24 protein-coding genes are annotated in these 18368 nt (G+C 63.0%); 7 read left to right on the top strand and 17 right to left on the bottom strand.

Annotation, left to right across the window (positions count from 1 at the left end; all coding sequences use genetic code 11):
- Nucleotides 1-159 precede the first annotated feature (159 nt).
- Both IB265_RS10175 and IB265_RS10170 read left to right on the top strand, forming a co-directional pair.
- Nucleotides 160-567, top strand: coding sequence for a GFA family protein (locus IB265_RS10175; protein ID WP_057253691.1), 408 nt, complete (start codon nucleotides 160-162; stop codon nucleotides 565-567).
- Between the two features lie 15 nt (nucleotides 568-582).
- The gene (locus IB265_RS10170) at nucleotides 583-1191 is read left to right on the top strand and encodes a hypothetical protein (protein ID WP_057253693.1); all 609 of its coding nucleotides are present in this window, start codon (nucleotides 583-585) and stop codon (nucleotides 1189-1191) included.
- On the opposite strand, the gene IB265_RS10165 is transcribed toward IB265_RS10170, so the two are convergent.
- Nucleotides 1188-2081, bottom strand: a complete 894-nt coding sequence (locus IB265_RS10165; protein ID WP_057253695.1) for a LysR family transcriptional regulator — start codon at nucleotides 2079-2081, stop codon at nucleotides 1188-1190. The two genes, IB265_RS10170 and IB265_RS10165, sit on opposite strands and share 4 nt — an antisense overlap.
- A 74-nt stretch (nucleotides 2082-2155) precedes the next feature.
- On the opposite strand from IB265_RS10165, the gene IB265_RS10160 reads away from it, so the two are divergent.
- A complete protein-coding gene (locus IB265_RS10160; RefSeq protein ID WP_162261323.1) occupies nucleotides 2156-2401 on the top strand; it encodes a hypothetical protein in 246 nt (81 codons plus the stop codon).
- 91 nt (nucleotides 2402-2492) lie between these two features.
- Here IB265_RS10160 and IB265_RS10155 read toward each other — a convergent pair whose 3' ends face one another.
- Together IB265_RS10155 and IB265_RS10150 are read right to left on the bottom strand one after the other, a co-directional pair.
- Nucleotides 2493-3062 carry a nucleotidyltransferase family protein gene (locus tag IB265_RS10155; RefSeq protein ID WP_057253699.1) on the bottom strand — a complete coding sequence of 190 codons (570 nt, stop codon included), beginning with the start codon at nucleotides 3060-3062 and terminating at the stop codon, nucleotides 2493-2495.
- 43 nt (nucleotides 3063-3105) lie between these two features.
- The gene (locus IB265_RS10150) at nucleotides 3106-3336 is read right to left on the bottom strand and encodes a hypothetical protein (RefSeq protein ID WP_192494771.1); all 231 of its coding nucleotides are present in this window, start codon (nucleotides 3334-3336) and stop codon (nucleotides 3106-3108) included.
- Between the two features lie 23 nt (nucleotides 3337-3359).
- Here IB265_RS10150 and IB265_RS10145 point away from each other — a divergent pair, with 23 nt between their 5' ends.
- Nucleotides 3360-3719: a Type 1 glutamine amidotransferase-like domain-containing protein gene (locus IB265_RS10145; protein WP_246805901.1), complete on the top strand. Its 360-nt coding sequence runs from the start codon at nucleotides 3360-3362 to the stop codon at nucleotides 3717-3719.
- A 661-nt stretch (nucleotides 3720-4380) separates the two neighbouring features.
- On the opposite strand, the gene IB265_RS10140 is transcribed toward IB265_RS10145, so the two are convergent.
- The 3 genes from IB265_RS10140 to IB265_RS10130 all read right to left on the bottom strand — a co-directional run bounded on the left by IB265_RS10140 (nucleotide 4381) and on the right by IB265_RS10130 (nucleotide 8484).
- Nucleotides 4381-6324, bottom strand: coding sequence for a MacB family efflux pump subunit (locus IB265_RS10140; protein ID WP_057253705.1), 1944 nt, complete (start codon nucleotides 6322-6324; stop codon nucleotides 4381-4383).
- An 8-nt stretch (nucleotides 6325-6332) separates the two neighbouring features.
- Complete coding sequence (locus tag IB265_RS10135; protein ID WP_057253707.1) at nucleotides 6333-7682, bottom strand: efflux RND transporter periplasmic adaptor subunit; 1350 nt, start codon at nucleotides 7680-7682, stop codon at nucleotides 6333-6335.
- 178 nt (nucleotides 7683-7860) lie between these two features.
- Nucleotides 7861-8484, bottom strand: coding sequence for a cysteine hydrolase family protein (locus tag IB265_RS10130; RefSeq protein ID WP_113133722.1), 624 nt, complete (start codon nucleotides 8482-8484; stop codon nucleotides 7861-7863).
- A gap of 127 nt (nucleotides 8485-8611) precedes the next feature.
- Between IB265_RS10130 and IB265_RS10125 the strand changes: the two genes are divergently transcribed.
- Nucleotides 8612-9460: a LysR family transcriptional regulator gene (locus IB265_RS10125; protein ID WP_192494770.1), complete on the top strand. Its 849-nt coding sequence runs from the start codon at nucleotides 8612-8614 to the stop codon at nucleotides 9458-9460.
- 337 nt (nucleotides 9461-9797) lie between these two features.
- Here IB265_RS10125 and IB265_RS10120 read toward each other — a convergent pair whose 3' ends face one another.
- Entirely contained in the window at nucleotides 9798-10376 is a 579-nt protein-coding gene (locus IB265_RS10120) for a hypothetical protein (protein ID WP_057253712.1), read from the bottom strand.
- A gap of 228 nt (nucleotides 10377-10604) precedes the next feature.
- Here IB265_RS10120 and IB265_RS10115 point away from each other — a divergent pair, with 228 nt between their 5' ends.
- Nucleotides 10605-11246 carry a TetR/AcrR family transcriptional regulator C-terminal domain-containing protein gene (locus IB265_RS10115; protein WP_210334446.1) on the top strand — a complete coding sequence of 214 codons (642 nt, stop codon included), beginning with the start codon at nucleotides 10605-10607 and terminating at the stop codon, nucleotides 11244-11246.
- A 165-nt stretch (nucleotides 11247-11411) separates the two neighbouring features.
- The gene (ilvC, locus tag IB265_RS10110) at nucleotides 11412-12431 is read left to right on the top strand and encodes a ketol-acid reductoisomerase (RefSeq protein ID WP_057253717.1); all 1020 of its coding nucleotides are present in this window, start codon (nucleotides 11412-11414) and stop codon (nucleotides 12429-12431) included.
- 374 nt (nucleotides 12432-12805) lie between these two features.
- Here ilvC and IB265_RS10105 read toward each other — a convergent pair whose 3' ends face one another.
- The 10 genes from IB265_RS10105 to IB265_RS10065 all read right to left on the bottom strand — a co-directional run bounded on the left by IB265_RS10105 (nucleotide 12806) and on the right by IB265_RS10065 (nucleotide 18324).
- Nucleotides 12806-13030, bottom strand: a complete 225-nt coding sequence (locus tag IB265_RS10105; protein ID WP_057253719.1) for a hypothetical protein — start codon at nucleotides 13028-13030, stop codon at nucleotides 12806-12808.
- Between the two features lie 236 nt (nucleotides 13031-13266).
- Complete coding sequence (locus IB265_RS10100; protein WP_057253721.1) at nucleotides 13267-14040, bottom strand: TIGR01458 family HAD-type hydrolase; 774 nt, start codon at nucleotides 14038-14040, stop codon at nucleotides 13267-13269.
- Nucleotides 14041-14187: 147 nt separating this feature from the next.
- Complete coding sequence (locus IB265_RS10095; protein WP_057253723.1) at nucleotides 14188-15102, bottom strand: pyridoxal-phosphate dependent enzyme; 915 nt, start codon at nucleotides 15100-15102, stop codon at nucleotides 14188-14190.
- Between the two features lie 169 nt (nucleotides 15103-15271).
- Nucleotides 15272-15394, bottom strand: a complete 123-nt coding sequence (locus IB265_RS37340; protein ID WP_255571031.1) for a hypothetical protein — start codon at nucleotides 15392-15394, stop codon at nucleotides 15272-15274.
- A gap of 379 nt (nucleotides 15395-15773) precedes the next feature.
- Entirely contained in the window at nucleotides 15774-16172 is a 399-nt protein-coding gene (locus IB265_RS10090; protein WP_156414711.1) for a hypothetical protein, read from the bottom strand.
- A 260-nt stretch (nucleotides 16173-16432) separates the two neighbouring features.
- Nucleotides 16433-16654 carry a hypothetical protein gene (locus IB265_RS10085; RefSeq protein WP_057253726.1) on the bottom strand — a complete coding sequence of 74 codons (222 nt, stop codon included), beginning with the start codon at nucleotides 16652-16654 and terminating at the stop codon, nucleotides 16433-16435.
- Nucleotides 16655-16697: 43 nt separating this feature from the next.
- Nucleotides 16698-16937: a 30S ribosomal protein S21 gene (gene rpsU / locus IB265_RS10080; RefSeq protein WP_057253728.1), complete on the bottom strand. Its 240-nt coding sequence runs from the start codon at nucleotides 16935-16937 to the stop codon at nucleotides 16698-16700.
- 45 nt (nucleotides 16938-16982) lie between these two features.
- Nucleotides 16983-17255, bottom strand: coding sequence for a hypothetical protein (locus IB265_RS10075; RefSeq protein WP_057253730.1), 273 nt, complete (start codon nucleotides 17253-17255; stop codon nucleotides 16983-16985).
- Nucleotides 17256-17374: 119 nt separating this feature from the next.
- Complete coding sequence (locus IB265_RS10070; protein ID WP_057253733.1) at nucleotides 17375-17584, bottom strand: cold-shock protein; 210 nt, start codon at nucleotides 17582-17584, stop codon at nucleotides 17375-17377.
- 497 nt (nucleotides 17585-18081) lie between these two features.
- A complete protein-coding gene (locus IB265_RS10065; RefSeq protein WP_057253735.1) occupies nucleotides 18082-18324 on the bottom strand; it encodes a helix-turn-helix domain-containing protein in 243 nt (80 codons plus the stop codon).
- Nucleotides 18325-18368: the final 44 nt, after the last annotated feature.

The following is an 18368-nucleotide window of genomic DNA, read 5'->3' as shown; positions in this document are numbered from 1 at the left end:
TCTCCTCTTTGGTTGAGGCGCCTTGACTAATGCTGGGAGGGGGGAGCGCCCACCCGATTTCCGCCCACTCAATTCGGAAGACGGTTGAGGGACGACGATTTTCAATCGGCGGGGCCGGTGGCATAGTCCGAGCCGACAAGAGGGGCAGGGAGGAACGGGATGCTGAGGACCTATCGGGGGAGCTGCCATTGCGGCGCGGTGCGCATCGAGGCGGACATGGACATCAGCGCCGGCACCGGGAAATGCAATTGCACGATCTGCGTGAAGATGCGGCTCTGGTCGGTGGTGGTGAAGCCCGAGGCTTTCCGCCTGATCGCCGGCGAAGAGGCGTTGACGGACTATCGCGGGCGCAACCCGGTCGCCCATCATTTCTTCTGCAGCCAGTGCGGCGTCAGGCCATTCGAGCGGATCGACGCGCCGAACATGACCGACGAGACCTACTACAACATCAACGTCGCCTGCCTCGATGGCGTCGATATCGACGAGTTAGTCTCAGCCCCCGTGACCTATTGCGATGGGCTCAACAACAACTGGGGTTCGATGCCGGCCGAGGTGCGGCATTTGTAGGGCTGGAATTGATTGATGGTGGAAAAGACGTTTCCTGAGGCTTTCCCGATCGCACTTCGCTGTCAGTCCGTGAATGCTGTTTCGGCACTCAGGTTGAATTCCGACTATGTATCCGGCCAGTTTTCGGTCAACATTCTCGGCGAGACCTTGCGCATACCCAACCGAGTTCATCTATCGGCAAGGCCGGAGTTCCCGGGACTGAGCCTGTTCGAGCGGCAGATGGCCCTTTGCTTGCTCACGCGCAGCACGGACGGCTTCCAACGCCAGGCCGCTCTGCAAGAAGTCCTTCGCATCAATCAGCCCTGGTCCATTCCCTTCGTAATCGCGCTGATCGGCGAATACGTCGTCGAAATCATCCGGGATATCCACGCGGCTCTACTCGACCTGGAGCGGGACGTCGTCTCGGCATTTATCAGGGCGAACCCGGTGTTTTATATGCTCACGTGTGATCGGGTGATGAGCTATTGGGACTGCTACTACCGTTGGCAGTTTTCGCGCAGTGATTACGTGGGCTTCAAACTCTTGCGGGAACTGGGTGCAATGCGTGATCTCGAACAGTGCCGTCCCCGAGAGGCGGCGTCGATAGGGACTGGCGGTCTCCGTGACCTGTCCAACTCCCACTAGTCCTCGTCCAGGTTCTCCAGCGTCCTCAGGGCATTGAGCGTTTCGCGCAGCGCCCGGTCGAGCCGCTTGTCGCGGCGAAGCACGAGGGCGGAGCGGCGTGAGAAGGGCGGCGTAACCTGCCGCACCTCCAGCCGTTCGCGATCCCCGGCGCGCAGCGCGATCTCCGGAACGAGGGCAGCACCCAGGCCGGCGGCGACCATTTCCTTGATCGCATCGACGCTGCCGAACGACATCAGCGGTTTGACGTCGGTGCCGCCCGACGCCAGCCATTCATCGGTAATCCGGCGGGTGTTGGCGCCCGGTTCGTAGAGGATCATCGGGTACTTCGCCAGGGTTTTTGCGGTCACGCTCTCGGGGAGATCGGTTCCCAGAGGGGCGATTGCGACGAAGCGTTCGTCGAAGAGCGGCGCGACATCGAAGATGCGGCCGGTGACGGGCAGGGTGACCAGTCCGATATCGAGCAGGTTTTCATCGACCGCCCGGACGATGTCGGCGCTGTTGCCGGTCGTTACCGTGATATCGAGGTCGGGGAAGCGGCGCTTCAGATCGGCGAGCAGCGGCGGCAGCAGGAAGGCGCAAGGGGTAGCACCGGTGCCGAGCCGCACCCGGCCAAGCACGCCCTTGGCATGGCGCGCCACCGCTTCGATGGCCTGGCTGGTTGCAGCCTCGATGCGGCCGGCATGGGCAAGCAGTTCCTCGCCTGCCGCACTCGGCCTTGCCGTGCGGCCGACGCGCTCGACCAGGCGCACGCCAAGCTGTTTTTCCAGCGCACGCACCTGCAGGCTGATTGCCGGCTGCGTCAGCCCCAGTCGCTCGGCGGCCGCCGAGAAGCTGCCGAGTTCGGCCACCAGCGCGAAGGTTTTGAGATAATCGAGATCGAGGGTGCTCATATCAAAGTTTCTCTTATGCGTTAGATATGAAAGCTAAGCTTCTTTTATGGAATGTCGAGGCGCAGACTGTGCCCATGGTGAGAAACAAAACATGGGTGTTCGACATGTTCCGGGAAATCGGCCTTTATCTCGTCGCCTCGCCGCAGTCGCGGTACTGGCAGTTGCAGCAGTTGCGCGAACTGGACGCGGAGCGCCTTGCCGACATCGGGATCACAGCGGGAGAAGCGCAGCTTGGAAGGCGCAAGGCAGCCCCGATGCGGGCGCGAGAGAGCGCAATGCCCCCACGGCATGCCGAAGCTGTGCGGGCAGGGGCGATGTAGGCGCTGCAGGTATGGGCGACGATTTCGCCTCTTGAGGCGGTGGGGCGAGGGGCGCCGGCCAAACGCGTGAAAGCCTTGGCTCAATCCGACGCTAATCCCAGCTTTCGATCGTGAGGCCCGGCCAAAGGGCGCGCCAGCGATTGACCTTCCACTCGTATATCTCGCGCGTGATCTGGCTCTTGTTGGCCCGCACGATGGGGGCCAGCAGATCGCCAAGGCCGAAGGGTGCGCAAATGTCGAGCCCGTCGTCGGCCGGGCGAATGCCGACAGCGGTGGCTGTGGTCGGGAATGTCGCGATGGCCTCTTCCATCGAACTATAGGGCTTGATCGGGCTGCCGAATTTCTCCCGGTACCAGAGATGGACACGCGCCTCGTTCTTGACATCGATCCGGACGGACCAGTCAGTGAACAGGTTTCCGATCCGGGTGGCGTGCGCGGCCTCCGCCTCTTCGGAAAGGTCGTCAGCGTCGAAATAGACGACGTCGATGTCGCTGATCCCATGTGCGGGAGGCAAATCGAAGGCATGGTTCCAGACGGTTTGTGCGATTGCCCCGGCCACCAGCCAGCCAGCCGGCAGGGCAATCTTCTCCCAGTTTCCGAGGATCGGAGAAAGTAGCGGGCTCTTGAGGACGATGGCCCGCAGCTCCTCGTGCCCGCGCATCGGAATTTGCCTTCGGTCTGAGAGGATCTCAGCATCTGCCATGTCACGCCCTGGATATCGAGAATCCGTCGAGCCTGATATCGCCCGCTGTCTGCACGGTTCCAGCGGCGATCCACACGGGATCTCCAAAACATTCGACCCGCCTGCCTGTGACGACGATGCCGTCGCCGTCGTTGCAGGCGACGATCGGCTGTGCCGTATGCGTGCTGTAGCGCAAGAGCGCGGGCAGGTAAGTGTCGTCGTCGCTGAGATGCGGAAAGAACGCGAACGGCACGAGATCGAGCGCGTCGCCGTCTGTTGCTGCGATACACGCCGCTCGATCTCGCGCTGTTCTACGATCTCGACGAGCCCCATTCGGCAGAAGACATCGCAGCACTCTTCGCCTCAGATGCCATTCACCTTTCGGGCGGACATACCGGCGGATTTCTCGAACGGCTGAAGCAAAGCCGCATGCTCGGTCCGATCCGAGACTGGGCCCTCGCCGGCGGCATCCTGATCGGCGTCAGCGCCGGCGCCATCCTCATGGCCCCGACGATCACGACGGACGCGCTCTTCATTGGCCTGATACCCGAGGACATGGCAGGCTCGTGGAAATGCTTGAGGCGCTTGGGCCGGGACGCCGCATCGCCTATGTCGCATCCGGCCCGACGAGGTTGACCATCTTGACCTCCTGCTTTCCCGCGCCTGCGACCGCACGGGATTGTCCAGTCTTCACACCGTTCCCGAACGTTCCGTTTTCTAGCTTGCCCGTGCAGGCGCCGAGCCAGCTGAAATAGTTTGAGCAGAAGCAAGAGCAGCAAACCCAAGAAACCTGATATCAAGCCTTCGTCTCCGTTCGATCGATCGCCGAACATTTCGGGAAAAGCTGATCGCTGTAGAGGACAGGCCGTATCGGCCGTAATAGGACCGGGCAGCAAGGAAGAAGCTGCGGTCCGGGGTTGGGGTGAGGTGATGAGTGAGACGAGGTCCCAAACCTTGGCCAGCGAGGTGTAGAGGCACCAGCCAGCGAGAAACCAACTGAACGGCCGCCACAGCGGAAAGGGCGGGATCTTCAGGTCGAAGGCGTAGGCAAACAGCCCTATCGTGACCGCAAATTCCACGACCAGACCTACATAGAACAGCGCTCGGTCGGCGGACGACAGCTGGCGTGCTATTTCAGGTGGCAACGTGACAAAAGCCAATGACAGGAGAAAAATGAAAATCAGCCCGTAAAGTACTGCAAACGCTTTCTACATCGCGAATCATCCCGGTTGCCCGGTTGCTATCTTCGGTGGTGGCACTCGATTTGTCCACGGCCCCGCCGAGGGCCGCGCGCCGCTTAATCCGCACTCAGCGCCACCGCCGGCTGCAGGCGTGAGGCGTTGCGGGCGGGCAGGAAGCCGAAGGCGAGGCCGGTGAGGAAGGCGCAGGTAAACGCGAGCGCCACGGGTCCGAGCGTGAAGGAAACGGGCATGCCGAACTGGCCGGCAAGCGCGCCGGTGCCGAGCCCGAGCAGCACGCCGAGCGCGCCGCCGATCGCCGAGACGACCAGGGCCTCGATGATGAACTGCAGCAGGATGTCGCGCTGGCGGGCGCCGGTCGCCATGCGCACGCCGATCTCGCGGGTGCGCTCGCTGACCGAGACGAGCATGATGTTCATGACGCCGATGCCTCCGACCAAGAGCGAGATCGCGGCGACGGAACCCAGGAACAGCTTCAGCGTGTTGGAGGTCTCGGTGAAGGCCTCGCGCACCGAGGACATGTTGGTGATCTGCGTGTCCTGGCGCTTGTGGCGCTGGTCGAGCAGCGCCTGGATCGTCTGCTGGGTTATGTCGATCGCCGAGCCGTCCTTCACCTGCACGGTGATGGTTCTGATGTTGCGCTGGCCGAAGAGGCGGATGCTGCCCGTCGTCAGCGGCACCAGCACCACGTCGTCCTGGTCGTTGCCGAAAGACGTCGCGCCCATTTCCGCCATCACGCCGATCACCTGGAAGGGGATCTTGTTGACGAGCACATATTGGCCGATCGGATTGTCGCCATCGGGGAAGAGGGTTTTCACCACCGTCTGGCCGAGGACGGCGACAGGTGCGTAAGTGTCCATGTCGTTCTGGTTGATGAACTCGCCGCTCGCCATTTTCCAGGATTTTGCCGTCGTGAACTGGGGCACGGTGCCGTTGGCGGTCGTCTGGTAGTCGATGTTACCGTGGCGAAGCGTGACGGAGCTCGTCATCTCGGGCACGGCGAAGGCGACGTTCGGCACTTCGAGGATCGCATCGGCATCGGCCGGGACCAGCGTCACGTTGCTGCCGCCGGCGCTGCCGCGAAAATTCGCCATGCTGGGGCGTACCACCAGCAGGTCCGAGCCCATGGAAGAGATGCGGCTCAGCACCGAATCCTGCGCGCCGGTGCCGATCGCCAGCATTGCGACGACAGAACCGACGCCGATGACGATGCCGAGCAGCGTCAGGATGGTGCGGAAGAGATTGGCCTTCAGCGCCCGGAACGCCATCTTCACCGCTTCGGTGACATCGGCGATCGCCGCCGAACCCTCGCTGACATGGTGGGCAAGGGCTGCTGCGCCTTCGGCATTGCTGCGGCTCTTCTTGGCGCGGTCGGCGACGATGCGGCCGTCATGGATCTCGATCAGCCGGTCGGCCTGTTCAGCGACCTCGCGCGAGTGGGTGATGACGATGATCGTGTGGCCCTGGTTGTTCATGTCGCGCAAGAGCGCCATCACGTCCGAGCCGCTCTGGCTGTCGAGCGCGCCGGTCGGCTCGTCGGCGAGGATCACCCGGCCGCCGTTCATCAGGGCGCGGGCAATGGAGACGCGCTGCTGCTGGCCGCCGGAGAGCTGGTTCGGCCGATGGTCGAGCCGCTCGCCGAGCTTCAGCGCTTCGAGCAGCGCCTCGGCGCGGTCGTGCCGGTCGCGCGCCGACATGCCGGCATAGACGGCCGGCACCTGGACATTCTCCTTCGCGCTTGCCGTCGGGATGAGGTTGTAGCTCTGGAAGACGAAGCCGAAGGTGCGGCGGCGCAGGGCGGCCAACTCATCGGTATCGAGGTCGGCGACGCTCTCGCCGTCGATCAGATAGTCGCCGCCGGTCGGCTGATCGAGGCAGCCGAGAATGTTCATCAGCGTCGACTTGCCGGAGCCGGACTGGCCGACGATCGCCACGAACTCGCCCGCCTCGATATCGAGGGAGAGGCCGTGCAGGACCTCGACGGCGAGATCGCCGTTGAAATAGGTCTTGCTGACGTGCCTGAGCGAGATGAGCGGGGACATGGCCAACCTCAGAACATCGGCGGCATGCGCATGCCGCGCTGGCTGCGGCCGTCCCGGGCGTTGCCGCTACTGCCGGAGCCGGTGGTGACCACGATCTTCTCGCCCTCTTTAAGGCCGCTCCTGATCTCGGCGCTGACGCGGTTGCGGATACCCACTTCGACGTCTCGCGTTTCGAGCGCGCCGGAGGCGGCGACGACGGTGACCTGATCCTTGCGGCCTTCACCCCGTGCGCCGCCCGCCTGGCCATTGCCCTGGCCGTCGCGTCGGCCGTTGCCCTGGCCGGCCGCTTCGCCGGTACCCTTGGCGGGGTGGCTCAGCGCGGCACTCGGCACGATCAGCACGTCCTTGGCGGCGGCCTGCACGAAGAACACCTGCGCGCTCATCGACATCATCAACTCGCCGTCGGGATTGGGGACGTCGAAGAGGGCGTAATAGAGCACGACGTTGTTGGTGGTGTCGGGCATCGGCTGGATCTGCCGGAGCTTGCCGACGAAGCGTTTGCCCGGCTGGCCGAGCAGCGTGAAATAGGCATCCATGCCGACCTTCAGCCTGGTAACGTCGGCTTCCGAAACCTGTGCCTTCACCGTCATGGTCGAGAGGTCGGCAATGGTGACGATGGTCGGCGTCGTCTGGTTGGCGTTCAGCGTCTGGCCTTCTTTCGCCGGGTTGGCGACGATGGTGCCGGTCATCGGCGCATAGATCTTGGTGTAGCCGAGATCGACCTTGTCGCCGGCAAGCGTCGCCTGCTGCTTGCGGATCTGCGCCTCGATGGCGTTGACGTCGGCTTCAGCGGCAGCGAGATCGGCGATCGCCTGGTCGAGCGTCGATTGCGCCACGCTTTTGGTTTCGACGAGATTGCGCTGACGGTCGATATTGGCCTGTTTCAGCACCAGCTGCGCCTTCTTGGAAATCAGCTGCGCCTGGAGATTGGCGAGCTCCGCCTGGTCGATCTCGATGCGATTCTCGATCGTTGCCGGGTCGATTTCGGCGACCAGTTGATCTTGAGTGACCTTGTCGCCGATCTCGACATGCAGCGCCTTCAACTGGCCGGAGACCTGCGCGCCGGCATCGACGGATTTGACCGCATCGAGCGTGCCGACGGCTGTGACGCTGTTTTCGATGTCGCCGCGCGTCACCAAATCGGTCACCATGGCAGCCGTTGCCGGTTCCTCGCCGTAGCGCACCCAGCCGTAATAGCCGGCACCGGCAACGGCGAGCACGACCGGCAGCCACAGCCAGCGGCGCGTGCGGCGCTTGCGCTTCACCTTCTGCACCGCACCGGGAATGAAGGTGACGTTGGGGGTCGCGTCGTCGCGGGGCGTGGCGTCGGCTCGCGCCGTCTTGGCTGTCTTGTTCATCGCATGCGCCTAACCGGCATCGTCGATGCCAAAATGGATAGGTCAAAAATAGAAGCGAATGGACGCGGCGAAAAGCATTGAGATCATTATATTTTCGTAATCTTCGTCATCGGCCGTGCGGCAAAGGCGCCCATGACAGGTGGACGCCCTCGGGTTTCGATTGCGAAGGGCGGGTTTGTCAGCCGCACGGGCCAATCAATGCGGCGACATCCACGACGGCGCCGTGGTGATCGGCAAGGCCGGCGAGCTCGGCATCATGCAAGGCGCGCGCCGGGACGGTTCCGTTCGGCGAGGGCAGGTCGCGGGTGGTGCAGGCGTCGGCTGCAATGGTGATGCCGTAGCCCAGGTCCTTGGCGGCGCGGGCTGTCGAGGACACGCAATTGTGCGTCATGAAACCGGCGATGATAACAGGCGTGCCGGCCGGACCGACGATCTCGGCAAGGTCGGTACCCGAAAAGGCGTTGGGCCGCGGCTTCTCGACGACGGTTTCACCTGCAAGCGGCGCCAGCGCATCGACGATCGCGCCGCGATGCTGCGCCCGGTCGAACACGCCGCCGGCCGAACCCCGATGGGCGACATGGATGATCTTGGCGCCCGCGGCACGGGCTGCGAGCAAGAGCTCGCGCGCCTTCTCGACGGCGGCTTCCGGTTCGAAAAGCCGCAAGGGGCCGGCCAGGTATTCGTTCTGATAGTCGATCAGGATCAGCGTCGCATCACCCAGCGGCGGCGGGGTGAGCGTGACGCCGGCGAGCGTGAAGAGGGTTGCCGGGGCGGCGGGCGAAGGGGTGGCGGAATCGGACATGGGAAGGCTCCTTGGTTTGGTCGAAGTGGCCGTTGTGAACCGGGTCGTCAAAGCGGTCTGTCGATGGGCTTGATCTTAGCGACTGCATTGATGCAGAGTGACCCGAAGTTTTCGGAGGATGATCTGCATGAATGCAGGGACGTGGGCAGATCTCGAGCTGCTGGATCATCTGGTGCGCGGCGCGACGCTCAGCCAGGCCGCCCGTTCGCTCGGCGTCGACCAGACGACGGTTTCGCGCAGGCTCGCAGCGCTGGAGCGGCGGGTGGGGGCAGCACTCTTCGACCGCATCGACGGCCGGCTGACGCCGACGCCGGTGCTTGCCCCTGTTGTCGAGCGGTTGCGGACGATCTCCGAAGAAGCGTCGCTGGCGCTCGCGACGCTTTTGCGGCGGACGGCGGAATTGAAGGGCCAGGTACGGGTGACAAGCATCGGCTTCGTGCTGAGCGCCATCCTGGCGCCGTCGCTTGCGCGCCTTGAGCAGCGGCATCCGGGCCTCACCCTTGATCTCGTTGCCGACAACCAGATGCTGAGCGTTGAGCGGCGCGAGGCCGATATCGCCATCCGCATGGCGCGCACGGGCGAGGATTCGGTGCGGGTGAAAAGCCTCGGCACGCTTCGCTTCCGGCTTTTCCGGCCAAAGGGGCTGGGGACGGGGCCTTGCCCGGTCGTGCGCTACGGTCCGGGGCTCGCCCACGTGCCGGAGATGCAGGCGCTTAACCGGCTGCGGCCGGATGCGCGCGTGGCGCTGACCGCCGACAAGCTGGAAATCCTGATGGAGGCGGCGCTTTCGCTCGGCGCCGAACTGATGCTGCCGGAGGTTTCGGCCATGCGCGACCCGCGCTTCGAGGCGGTGGACGAACCGGAGACGACAGCCGAGCGTCCGGTCTTCCTGATGATGCATCCGGAGAGGGCGCGCGTGCCGAGCGTGGCGGCGGTGGCGGCTTTCATCGAGGAGGCGGTGCGCGGGTGGAGGTAGTCGGGTTCGTTCACACGGATCCAAGCTGCGTTCGGTTCTGCCCCTCACCCTAGCCCTCTCCCCGCAGGCGGGGAGAGGGGACGCGGGCGACGGCTGCCCACCACTGAGGAGCAGCTGTCGGAGAAACGTCGACGTAGAACGGAGCCTTAGCGGGGAATCGGGGGCGCTTATTGTTGGGGCGAGCGGGCGCCGCACGCTTCCTTCGCCCCGCTTGCGGGGAGAAGGTGCCGGCAGGCGGATGAGGGGCAATTCCCTCACCGCGCGGATGAGGGGCGCCGTCGTTGAACCAGGAGAGCACCAAAACCACGCATGACAGGCGATCGTCGGCGGTGATCGATCAATCCGCCGAAAACTCCCGTACCAGAGCGTCGAGCGCCCCCGGAGCCGCGACGTCGACACAGCGGATGTTGGCGGCCCGGGCGGCCTCCAGCATGTCTCTGTTCTCGCGGATCGAGCGCTCGATGAATTTATCGATTATTGCGGCCTCCGGCTTGTCCGCATTACCGCGGCGGGGTTCTTCCAACATGCGCCGACGCAGGAAATCGTTATCCGCGTAGAGGAAAAGAGGGAGGACTTCACCGTGTTCGAGTTGAGCCACATATTCCGGTCTAAGCGCGGCGCCCTCCAGCACGAACGGCTTTGCCAGTTGCCGATGGCTTTCGATGATCTGGCGGATGCGCGGCCACATATTCTCATGGTGAACCTTCAGGAACCAATGAATGGTCTCGTCGGACAGGCTGGCATAATATTCGGCGACTTGCGGGCGGACCGATGGCCACGGCCTGCCGGGATGGCGGCCCAGATTGTCCGTCGAGATCAGCTCGCGACCGAGAGAGCTTGCCAGAGCGCTAGCCAATGTCGACTTGCCGACGTGCGAACTTCCTCCAATCAGAAGACCCAGGGGCGGTTGCTGCATGCGTTGAACTCCATCGATATCGAGTGATCGATCTTGCCGTGATCAGCCCATTTGGGCGGTGGCAGGTCGATCTCGTTCAGTCGGCTCGAAACCTATGGGCTCCGCCTTTCGCCGTCACCGCCGAAATTTCGCCCCGTTGTGAGAATCGTCTTGACGCCTCCGGGGCGCTTCACTAGAAGAGTGCGAACCGTACCGTACGGTACTGATCGGGAGCGAGGCGACGTGCAGATGACTGCGGCGATAAGGGAGGCGAATGCCGGGGAGGGGCTGACGGAACGTCAGGGCGCCGTTCTCGAACAGGCATTGCGTCTTCTGGTCGATGGCGGCGAAAAGGCGCTGACGACGGCCGGCATCGCGCGCGCTGCCAATTGCTCCAAGGAAAGCCTCTACAAGTGGTTCGGCGATCGCGACGGGCTGATCTCGGCGATGATCGGTTTCCAGGCGAGTAAGGTGCGCACCCAGGACGTCGCCGCCAGGGCGCTCGATGCCGAGAGCCTTGAGCGTCATCTGATCGTGTTTGCCAAGGACCTGCTCGAGGTGCTCGCGGGCGACGTGTCGCTGGCGCTGAACCGGCTGGCGATCGGCCAGGCGAGCCGCGACGGCTCCAAGCTCGGCCATATGCTGCAGGAGCGCGGGCGCCGGCAGATCGGCCGCCGTGCGGCCGCACTGCTCGAAGCCGGGCGCAAGGCGGGGCTGCTGACCTTCGACGACGCCGACGAGGCCTATGGTGCGCTCTACGGGCTTGTTGTCTCCGACTGGCATCTGAAGATGCTGCTCGGCGAAGAGGCCGGCGAGATGAAGAAGAGTTTCAGCCGCAAGGCGGAGCAGGCGGTTTCAGCCTTCCTCGCGCTTTACGGCACGAAAAGGTAACTGCAGCGCCGCGCTTCGTGAGAAGCGCAAAGGTCGCTGCAGCACAAGGAATGGCAGCGCCGCGCTTCGCAAGAAGCGCAAAGGTCGCTGCAGCACAAGGAATTGCTGCATGGTTCCTGAGCCATGTAGCGGAGACAACTGACAACAACGGGAAGGACCACTAAAATGCGCGTCTATTACGATCGTGATGCCGATATCAACCTGATCAAGTCGAAGAAGGTCGCCATCGTCGGCTACGGCAGCCAGGGCCGCGCCCATGCGCTGAACCTGAAAGATTCCGGCGCCAAGGAAATCCGCATCGCGCTGAAGCCGGGTTCGGCAACGGCTGCCAAGGTCGAGGCCGACGGTCTCTCGGTTCTGTCGGTTGCGGAAGCCGCCAAGTGGGCCGACCTCATCATGATGGCAACCCCGGACGAACTGCAGGCCGAAATCTACAAGGCCGACATCGCCGGCAACATCCGTGACGGCGCTGCGATCGCGTTCGCCCACGGCCTTAACGTTCACTTCGGCCTGATCGAGCCGAAGGCTTCGCTCGATGTCGTCATGATCGCGCCGAAGGGCCCGGGCCACACGGTTCGCGGCGAATACCAGAAGGGCGGCGGCGTTCCCTGCCTCGTTGCCGTTCACCAGGACGCTTCGGGCAACGCTCTCGACCTCGCGCTCTCCTACGCCTGCGGCGTCGGCGGCGGCCGTTCGGGCATCATCGAAACCAACTTCAAGGAAGAGTGCGAAACCGACCTCTTCGGCGAACAGGTCGTTCTCTGCGGCGGTCTCGTCGAACTCATCCGCGCCGGTTTCGAAACGCTGGTTGAAGCCGGTTACGCTCCGGAAATGGCCTATTTCGAGTGCCTGCACGAAGTGAAGCTGATCGTCGACCTGATCTATGAAGGCGGCATCGCCAACATGAACTACTCGATCTCGAACACGGCCGAGTGGGGCGAATACGTCACCGGCCCGCGCATCATCACGGCAGAAACCAAGGCCGAAATGAAGCGCGTCCTCACCGACATCCAGACCGGCAAGTTCACCTCGGAGTGGATGCAGGAATACAAGTCGGGTGCGGCCCGCTTCAAGGGCATCCGCCGCGTCAACGACAGCCACCAGATCGAGGAAGTCGGCGCCAAGCTGCGCGGCATGATGCCCTGGATCGGCAAGAACAAGCTGGTCGACAAGGCGAAGAACTAAGCCTTATCGAACGATTGAATGAAGGAAGCCGGGGCAGTGCCCCGGCTTTTTTCGTGACGTGGGCAGGCCATTTGCAAAACCGCGTCATTGCTGCCGGATCGGCGCGAGATTGGTCGAGGCAGACGGGTGGCAGCCTGACGGCGTGCGGCGGCAAGATGCAAGCAGTCGGCCTGGAGCATCCTGCCTGAAGTGAAACCAGTTGAGACAGAAAGATGGGCTACTGCATGTTTCCTTTAATCGTGGCCGGTTAAAGGACAAAAACATGCAGCACTTCAAAGTGCTACAGCGACCTTTGCGCGTCTGATAAGACGCGCGGCGCTGTAGAACCAAAGCACTCGAGCGTGATTGGTGCGATCATCTGAACGCACGGCGCCCTAGACGACTTCCCAGAGAAACCGAAGTAGATCCAAACAGAGACTCCCAAGCAGGTCCAGCCAAAAGCCAGGGAAGGCGACAAAGGCCGAACCGGCGCCGAAGCCGACCACGCCGAAACCGAGCGCTCCGTCCCAGCCGTGACCTTGCCAGCCGAGCAGGGCCCCGAAGGCGGTCGCCGCACAGACGACTGTGACCCGAACGATAAACAGGAACGTCTCGCGCATGCTTGCCTTCCTGGCTGAGAGCAGAACAATCTATGGTTCACTTCAGCATATAAGTTCGCGTATGCGTAATCGCCAGGGGCCAGGAGCGAGGAGGTCCGAAGAGAGGGCCGTTCCGTTTCGGCTACCGCATGTCTCCTTTAATCGGCTTCGATTAAGGGACAAAGACATGCAGCAAATCAAAGTGCTGCAGCGACCTTTGCGCGTCTGATAAGACGCGCGGCGCTGTACCTCGGGTGTCAGTCCCGCTGCGCCGCCAGGATGAGATCGCAGGCGGCCGTAATGTCGTCGACAACCGCCGAAGGCGCCGGCTGGAAACGCTGCTCATCGCCATCGCGATATTTGCCGCTGCGCACGAGGATCGCGGTGCCGATCCCGGCGGCAAGCGCACCGGCGGTATCGCTTTCGGCATCGTCGCCGATCATGGCCAAATCGGCCGGGTCAAGGCCCATGCTCGCTGCTGCTGCCAGGAAGAAATCGGCAGAGGGTTTGCCGAAGAGCTTCGCCTTGATACCGCTCGCATGTTCCAGCGCCTCGACAAAGGGGCCGGCATCGAGGCTCAGCTCGCCGTCGCGATCACGGAAGAACCGGTTGCGGGCGAGCGCCAGCAGCGGCGAGCCAGCCATCAGGGCGCGAAACGCGGCGTTGAGGCCCTCATAGCTGAAGCGCTCCGCGGCATCGCCAAGCACGACGGCGACGGGGCCGTCCATGCGGCAATCGGCGAAGTCTTCCTCAAGCGCGGGATGAATGAGCAGGTGCGGCTGGTGGCTGTTCGCCTTGAGCCAGGCGCGCGCGGCGGCAACCGGCGTGAACACCTCGTCGGCAGCGCAATCGAAGCCAAGGCGCTGCAGGTGAGCGACGATCTGGCGTTTCGACTGGCGGGTGGTGTTGGTCAGGAAGCGGACGGGGAGGCGAGCTGCGCGCAGCCGCAGCACCGCCGCGATGGCACCCGGCAACACCGTGTCGCCGTCATAGAGCACGCCGGAGAGATCGAGCAGCACGCCTCTTGCCATGGCAAGAGACTGCCTGAGCGCCAGACCATGGTCAACGTTGGGCGGCGGACGCCTCCCAATCGGTCCGCGCCTATCGCGCCGGCACCTTGGGGACTGGCTGCTGTCTTCCCACTGCACGCGGGAAGGGGCGGCGGTGCCGCCCAAAGGTCAGACTGCCTGCCAGGCCTGCAGCCGTTCCACCGTCGTCGTCGCCCCGCCGCAGACGATCATCAGCACGCGCTCGAAGCGCAGGAGTTGATCGGCGTGCTCGTAGGCGATGGCCAGGGCGGCGCCGCAGGCGGGTTCCACCAGCACGCGGTGGTCGTCGAGGAAGCGGGTGCAGGCGTCGACCGCCGACTGGTCGCTGACGACGACGCATTCGACCGGCCGGATCTGGCTGATCTCGAAGGCACGCTTGCAGACCTTTCGGGCGCCGAGCGAAGTGGCGACGCCGCTGATCGAGGGAAGCTCCACCAGCTCTCCCGCCTTGACGGAGGCGAGGTAGGACGCGGTGCCTTCGGTCTCCGCGGTGACAATAGGAATTTCCCGGAGCCCGTTGCGCTCCAGTCCCTCGGCGACGCCCGACAGCAGCCCGCCGCCGCCGACAGAGAGCACGACAGCATCGAAGGCGAGGCCGGCCTTGACGACCTCGTCGATCATCGTCGCGTGCCCGGCCCACAGCAGCGGATCGTCGAAGGGATGGATGAAAGCGGTCTCGGCATCGGCGGATGCGAGCGCGCGGGCATTCGCTTCATCCCAAGCGGCGCCGTGGACGATCACCTCGGCGCCTTCCTGGCGGATAAGCGCCTTTGCCCGTTCGGTGGTCGTTTCGGGAACGAAGACGGAGACGGGGATTGAGAGCTGGCGGCCGGCATAGGCAACCGCCATGCCGGCATTGCCGCCGGAGGAGGAGACGAAACGCCGCTTGCCGTTTCGCGCATGGTGCTCGCAGGCAGCACCAACGCCGCGGATCTTGAACGAACCGGGCGGCTGCAGCGCCTCCATCTTCAGCCAGATGGAGCAATCGGACGCGAGGCTTAGCGGGCGGGATTCAAGGAGGGGAGTTTCGAGGTGAAGTGCCATGGGATGTTCCGTTGAGCGCGCGGTGCTGGAGGCCGGTTTGTTGCAATGGCTCCTGCGGGAGAATCTTGAAGCAATTCTCCCCTGATCGCTAGTTCAACGCAACACGGGGAGGTGTGCAGTCGCGGATGGCCGTGTCCTGTCGTGGGATACGATGGGTCTACCGCGCCCGTCACCAGAGAAGGCCGCTCAATGTCATGAGCGTGATGAAGAGCAGGGACAGGACGAGCGATGCCTTGATGGCTGCCAGAGTATAGTCGTATCGGCGAAGTCTGTGTGTGAGCGTCTGGAACATGTGTTCGTCCAATCGTAAGGGATCTGCGGCTCCTCGCCGTTCGTTCAAGCGCAATGCGGCGCCCGTAAAATGTAGCGCCCGTAAATTGGCTGTGGCGAGAATGTCTGCTCAGCCCCCGAACACACCCGGTACACACCCGTTCGGCTCACGGTTGCCTCTCGCCTCCGCGCAACGTCGCGGACGTACTGCTGTCGATAAAGGAGGAAATTGGCGGTCGGGAGCCCCCCACCGCGATATGCCAAGTCGGCCAGTGTCGATCGTCGAACCATGCGCCTCAAATGTGTCCAGCACAAGGGAGATCCCCTTCGAAGGGCATCCCTTCGACGTTCCGGCACTCATGGCCTGTCCGGGTTACGGGCCTGTCCGGATTTCGGGCCTATCAGGATTTCGGGACCTTGCCGGATTTCGGGCGCTTGCCGGGACGGGGTGTCGGGTTCAGGGGCGATATCGCGCCCGGCCAGGGGAGGCGTCGGGCACCGGTGTAGCGGGTAATCGCGCTGGGTCTTTGCGGCGCGCCGCCGTCGTTTTCCCACTGTTCGAGATTTGCGGTTTCAATCTGCCGCGGGGTGCGCAGCCCATCCCGGTTCTGCAGTTCAGCAAGCAGGATATCCGCGGTGGTAACGCCCGCCTGGAACCTTCTGACAAGGAAGACGGCGGCAAGGCGAAGGCTGTCTTGATCGTCAAGGTCGACGCGCTGATGAAAGCCCGCGCGCCGCAACACGCCATCGAGCATTGCCAGGTCGGAGGGAGCCAATGGATGCCGCTGAGCGGGTGACATGAAGCCACCTCCTGTTGACGGGAAACGTCGTTTTCGGCGCGTCCAGGGCGCCGTACGTTCATCTGAACGCACAAAGGACTCTCCGACAATTCTCTCCTACTGCATGTCTCCTTCAATCGATCTCGATTTAAGGACGAAGACTTGCAGCAAGTCAAAGTCTACGGCGACCTTTGCGCGTCTGATAAGACGCGCGGCGCTGTCGGTGCTTGCGCAAGTCCTTATTCCCATGTCCGGGCTTGCGCGTTCGGTTTCAGTCGATATTACGGCCGGCGCGATTTTCGGGATGGTTTGCTTGCGGGCACCTCCGCAGGCGGTTCGGCGGCGGCGCGCTCAAGGCGCTGGGCCTTGAGCTTCTCGGTCTTCTTGTCGCGGGCGATCTTTTCGGCAGCAACGATTGCTCTCGCCGTGTGATCGGTGGCGGAGGCCTTCTCGCTCGCGGAGGTCTTGGCCGGTTTAAATGCCGTGTTGGGGTGTGGCGTCATGACCTGTCTCCTGAAACGGGCGGATTTTTGCCGACCCCAAGCCTCAGCGCGAAGGTCGCGCTGCCTTCTTGGGTCCCGGCAGCAGGCCTTCGCGCTGGAGCTTCTTGCGCTGCAGCTTGCGCTGGCGCCGTACCGCTTCTGCCTTTTCGCGGACGCGCTTTTCCGAAGGTTTCTCGTAGCTGCTGCGCGCCTTGAATTCACGGAACAGACCCTCGCGCTGCATCTTCTTCTTCAAGATGCGCAAGGCCTGGTCGATGTTATTGTCCCTAACGAGTACCTGCAAAAGATGTTCTCCTGTTGTCGGTCGCGGCTTTCCCTGTAGCCGCGGTTATCTGCCGGGTTTGGTGCTCAATTTTTTGAGCCAGGGCCCGGTGATGGCCGCCTGGGGGGCGTCCTCTTTCGAAGTCTCGGCATGCTCGATGTCAGTCTCCAGCACGCAGCGTTCGAACGTCTCGCCTTCGACCCTTACGCGAAAGCGCGCCTCGCCACGATCATTGGGCAAAAGGCCGACGATCAGACCAAGACGGCTGTTCAAGGTCGACTGAGCGGCACTCGCCCTCAGCGTGACCTTGTCGCCAATCTCATAGGTTTTGCGGCTCATGGTGGTCTCCTGAAAAGGGCCCTGAGACGCAAAAAGGCCGGGTTGTTCCCCGACCTCTTCCCGTCATTCAAGCGCCTCCCTGCCAGTACATCCGTGGTCAGAGGAGGGCGAATGACAAATTATTCGGCCCTGAGATTGTCGGCCGAGCTCTTGCCCGTTCTGCGGTCGGCAACAACGTCAAAGGTCACTTTCTGACCTTCGTTGAGCGAGCGCATGCCAGCCCGTTCGACCGCGGAGATGTGTACAAACACGTCCGTGCTGCCGTCGTCGGGCTGAATGAAGCCGAAGCCCTTGGTGCCGTTGAACCATTTTACCGTGCCTGAAGCCATGACGATTTCCTTTCAATCGCTGAATTTACCAGAAATATTTCTCTGGCGGTGATCGATATTTGAGAGGAGATCTGGCCGCGCGGAAGCGCCGTGTCAAAGGTCACAAGCAATATTCGATGAGGTGATATATAGACGATACTTTTTGAAACTCAATGAAAATATTAAATTATTTGATTTTGAGCGATCGCGAAAACATCTGCAAAGGCCTGAAATGGCGGGTTTTTCGTCCATTTATTTTTCTTGTTATTCAAGCTGATACGGCTTCTCGAGAGCCAGACGCTGTGCGCGTGAGCCACGCCGCGACCCGGCGTTGCGCGGTGCTCCGGACGCATAGCTGCTGAATGAAAAGGCAGGCGCTGCTTTGAGGGCGGGCAAGCGGATTCTTGGATCGGCAAGCGGGCTGTCGCTGGCCATTTCGACCAAAGCGGCCGGTCGCGACAGGAGGCGCGAAGGTAGAAGGCGGCGGCGCGCTGTCTTCGGCGCACCGCCCCCGCTTGTCAGGCGCTTGTAAAGGTCTGCGGCGAGACCTGCAATGCGGCGGCGATGCGCTGCAGCTTGGCGGGATCGGTATCGGCGCCAAGCTCGATCTTTGAGATTTCAACTTCCGTCAGGCCAGTCGTGACCGAGAGATCGTCGACCGTATAGCCGGCGGTTTCACGCGAATGCTTGATGGCGGCTCCGATATTGACGCGGGACAGAGATGCGCCGGGGGCCTTGGTTAGGTCTTTCTTAAAGGACATGAAGTGTCTCCTTCGTTGGTCCACCGACAAAGAACATTGTCGGT

Origin of the sequence: Ensifer sp. ENS10, assembly GCF_014852025.1 — a bacterium.
GTDB lineage: Bacteria > Pseudomonadota > Alphaproteobacteria > Rhizobiales > Rhizobiaceae > Ensifer.
The sequence above is the reverse complement of the archived record's forward strand: the minus strand, read 5'-3'. Positions and strand labels throughout refer to the sequence as shown.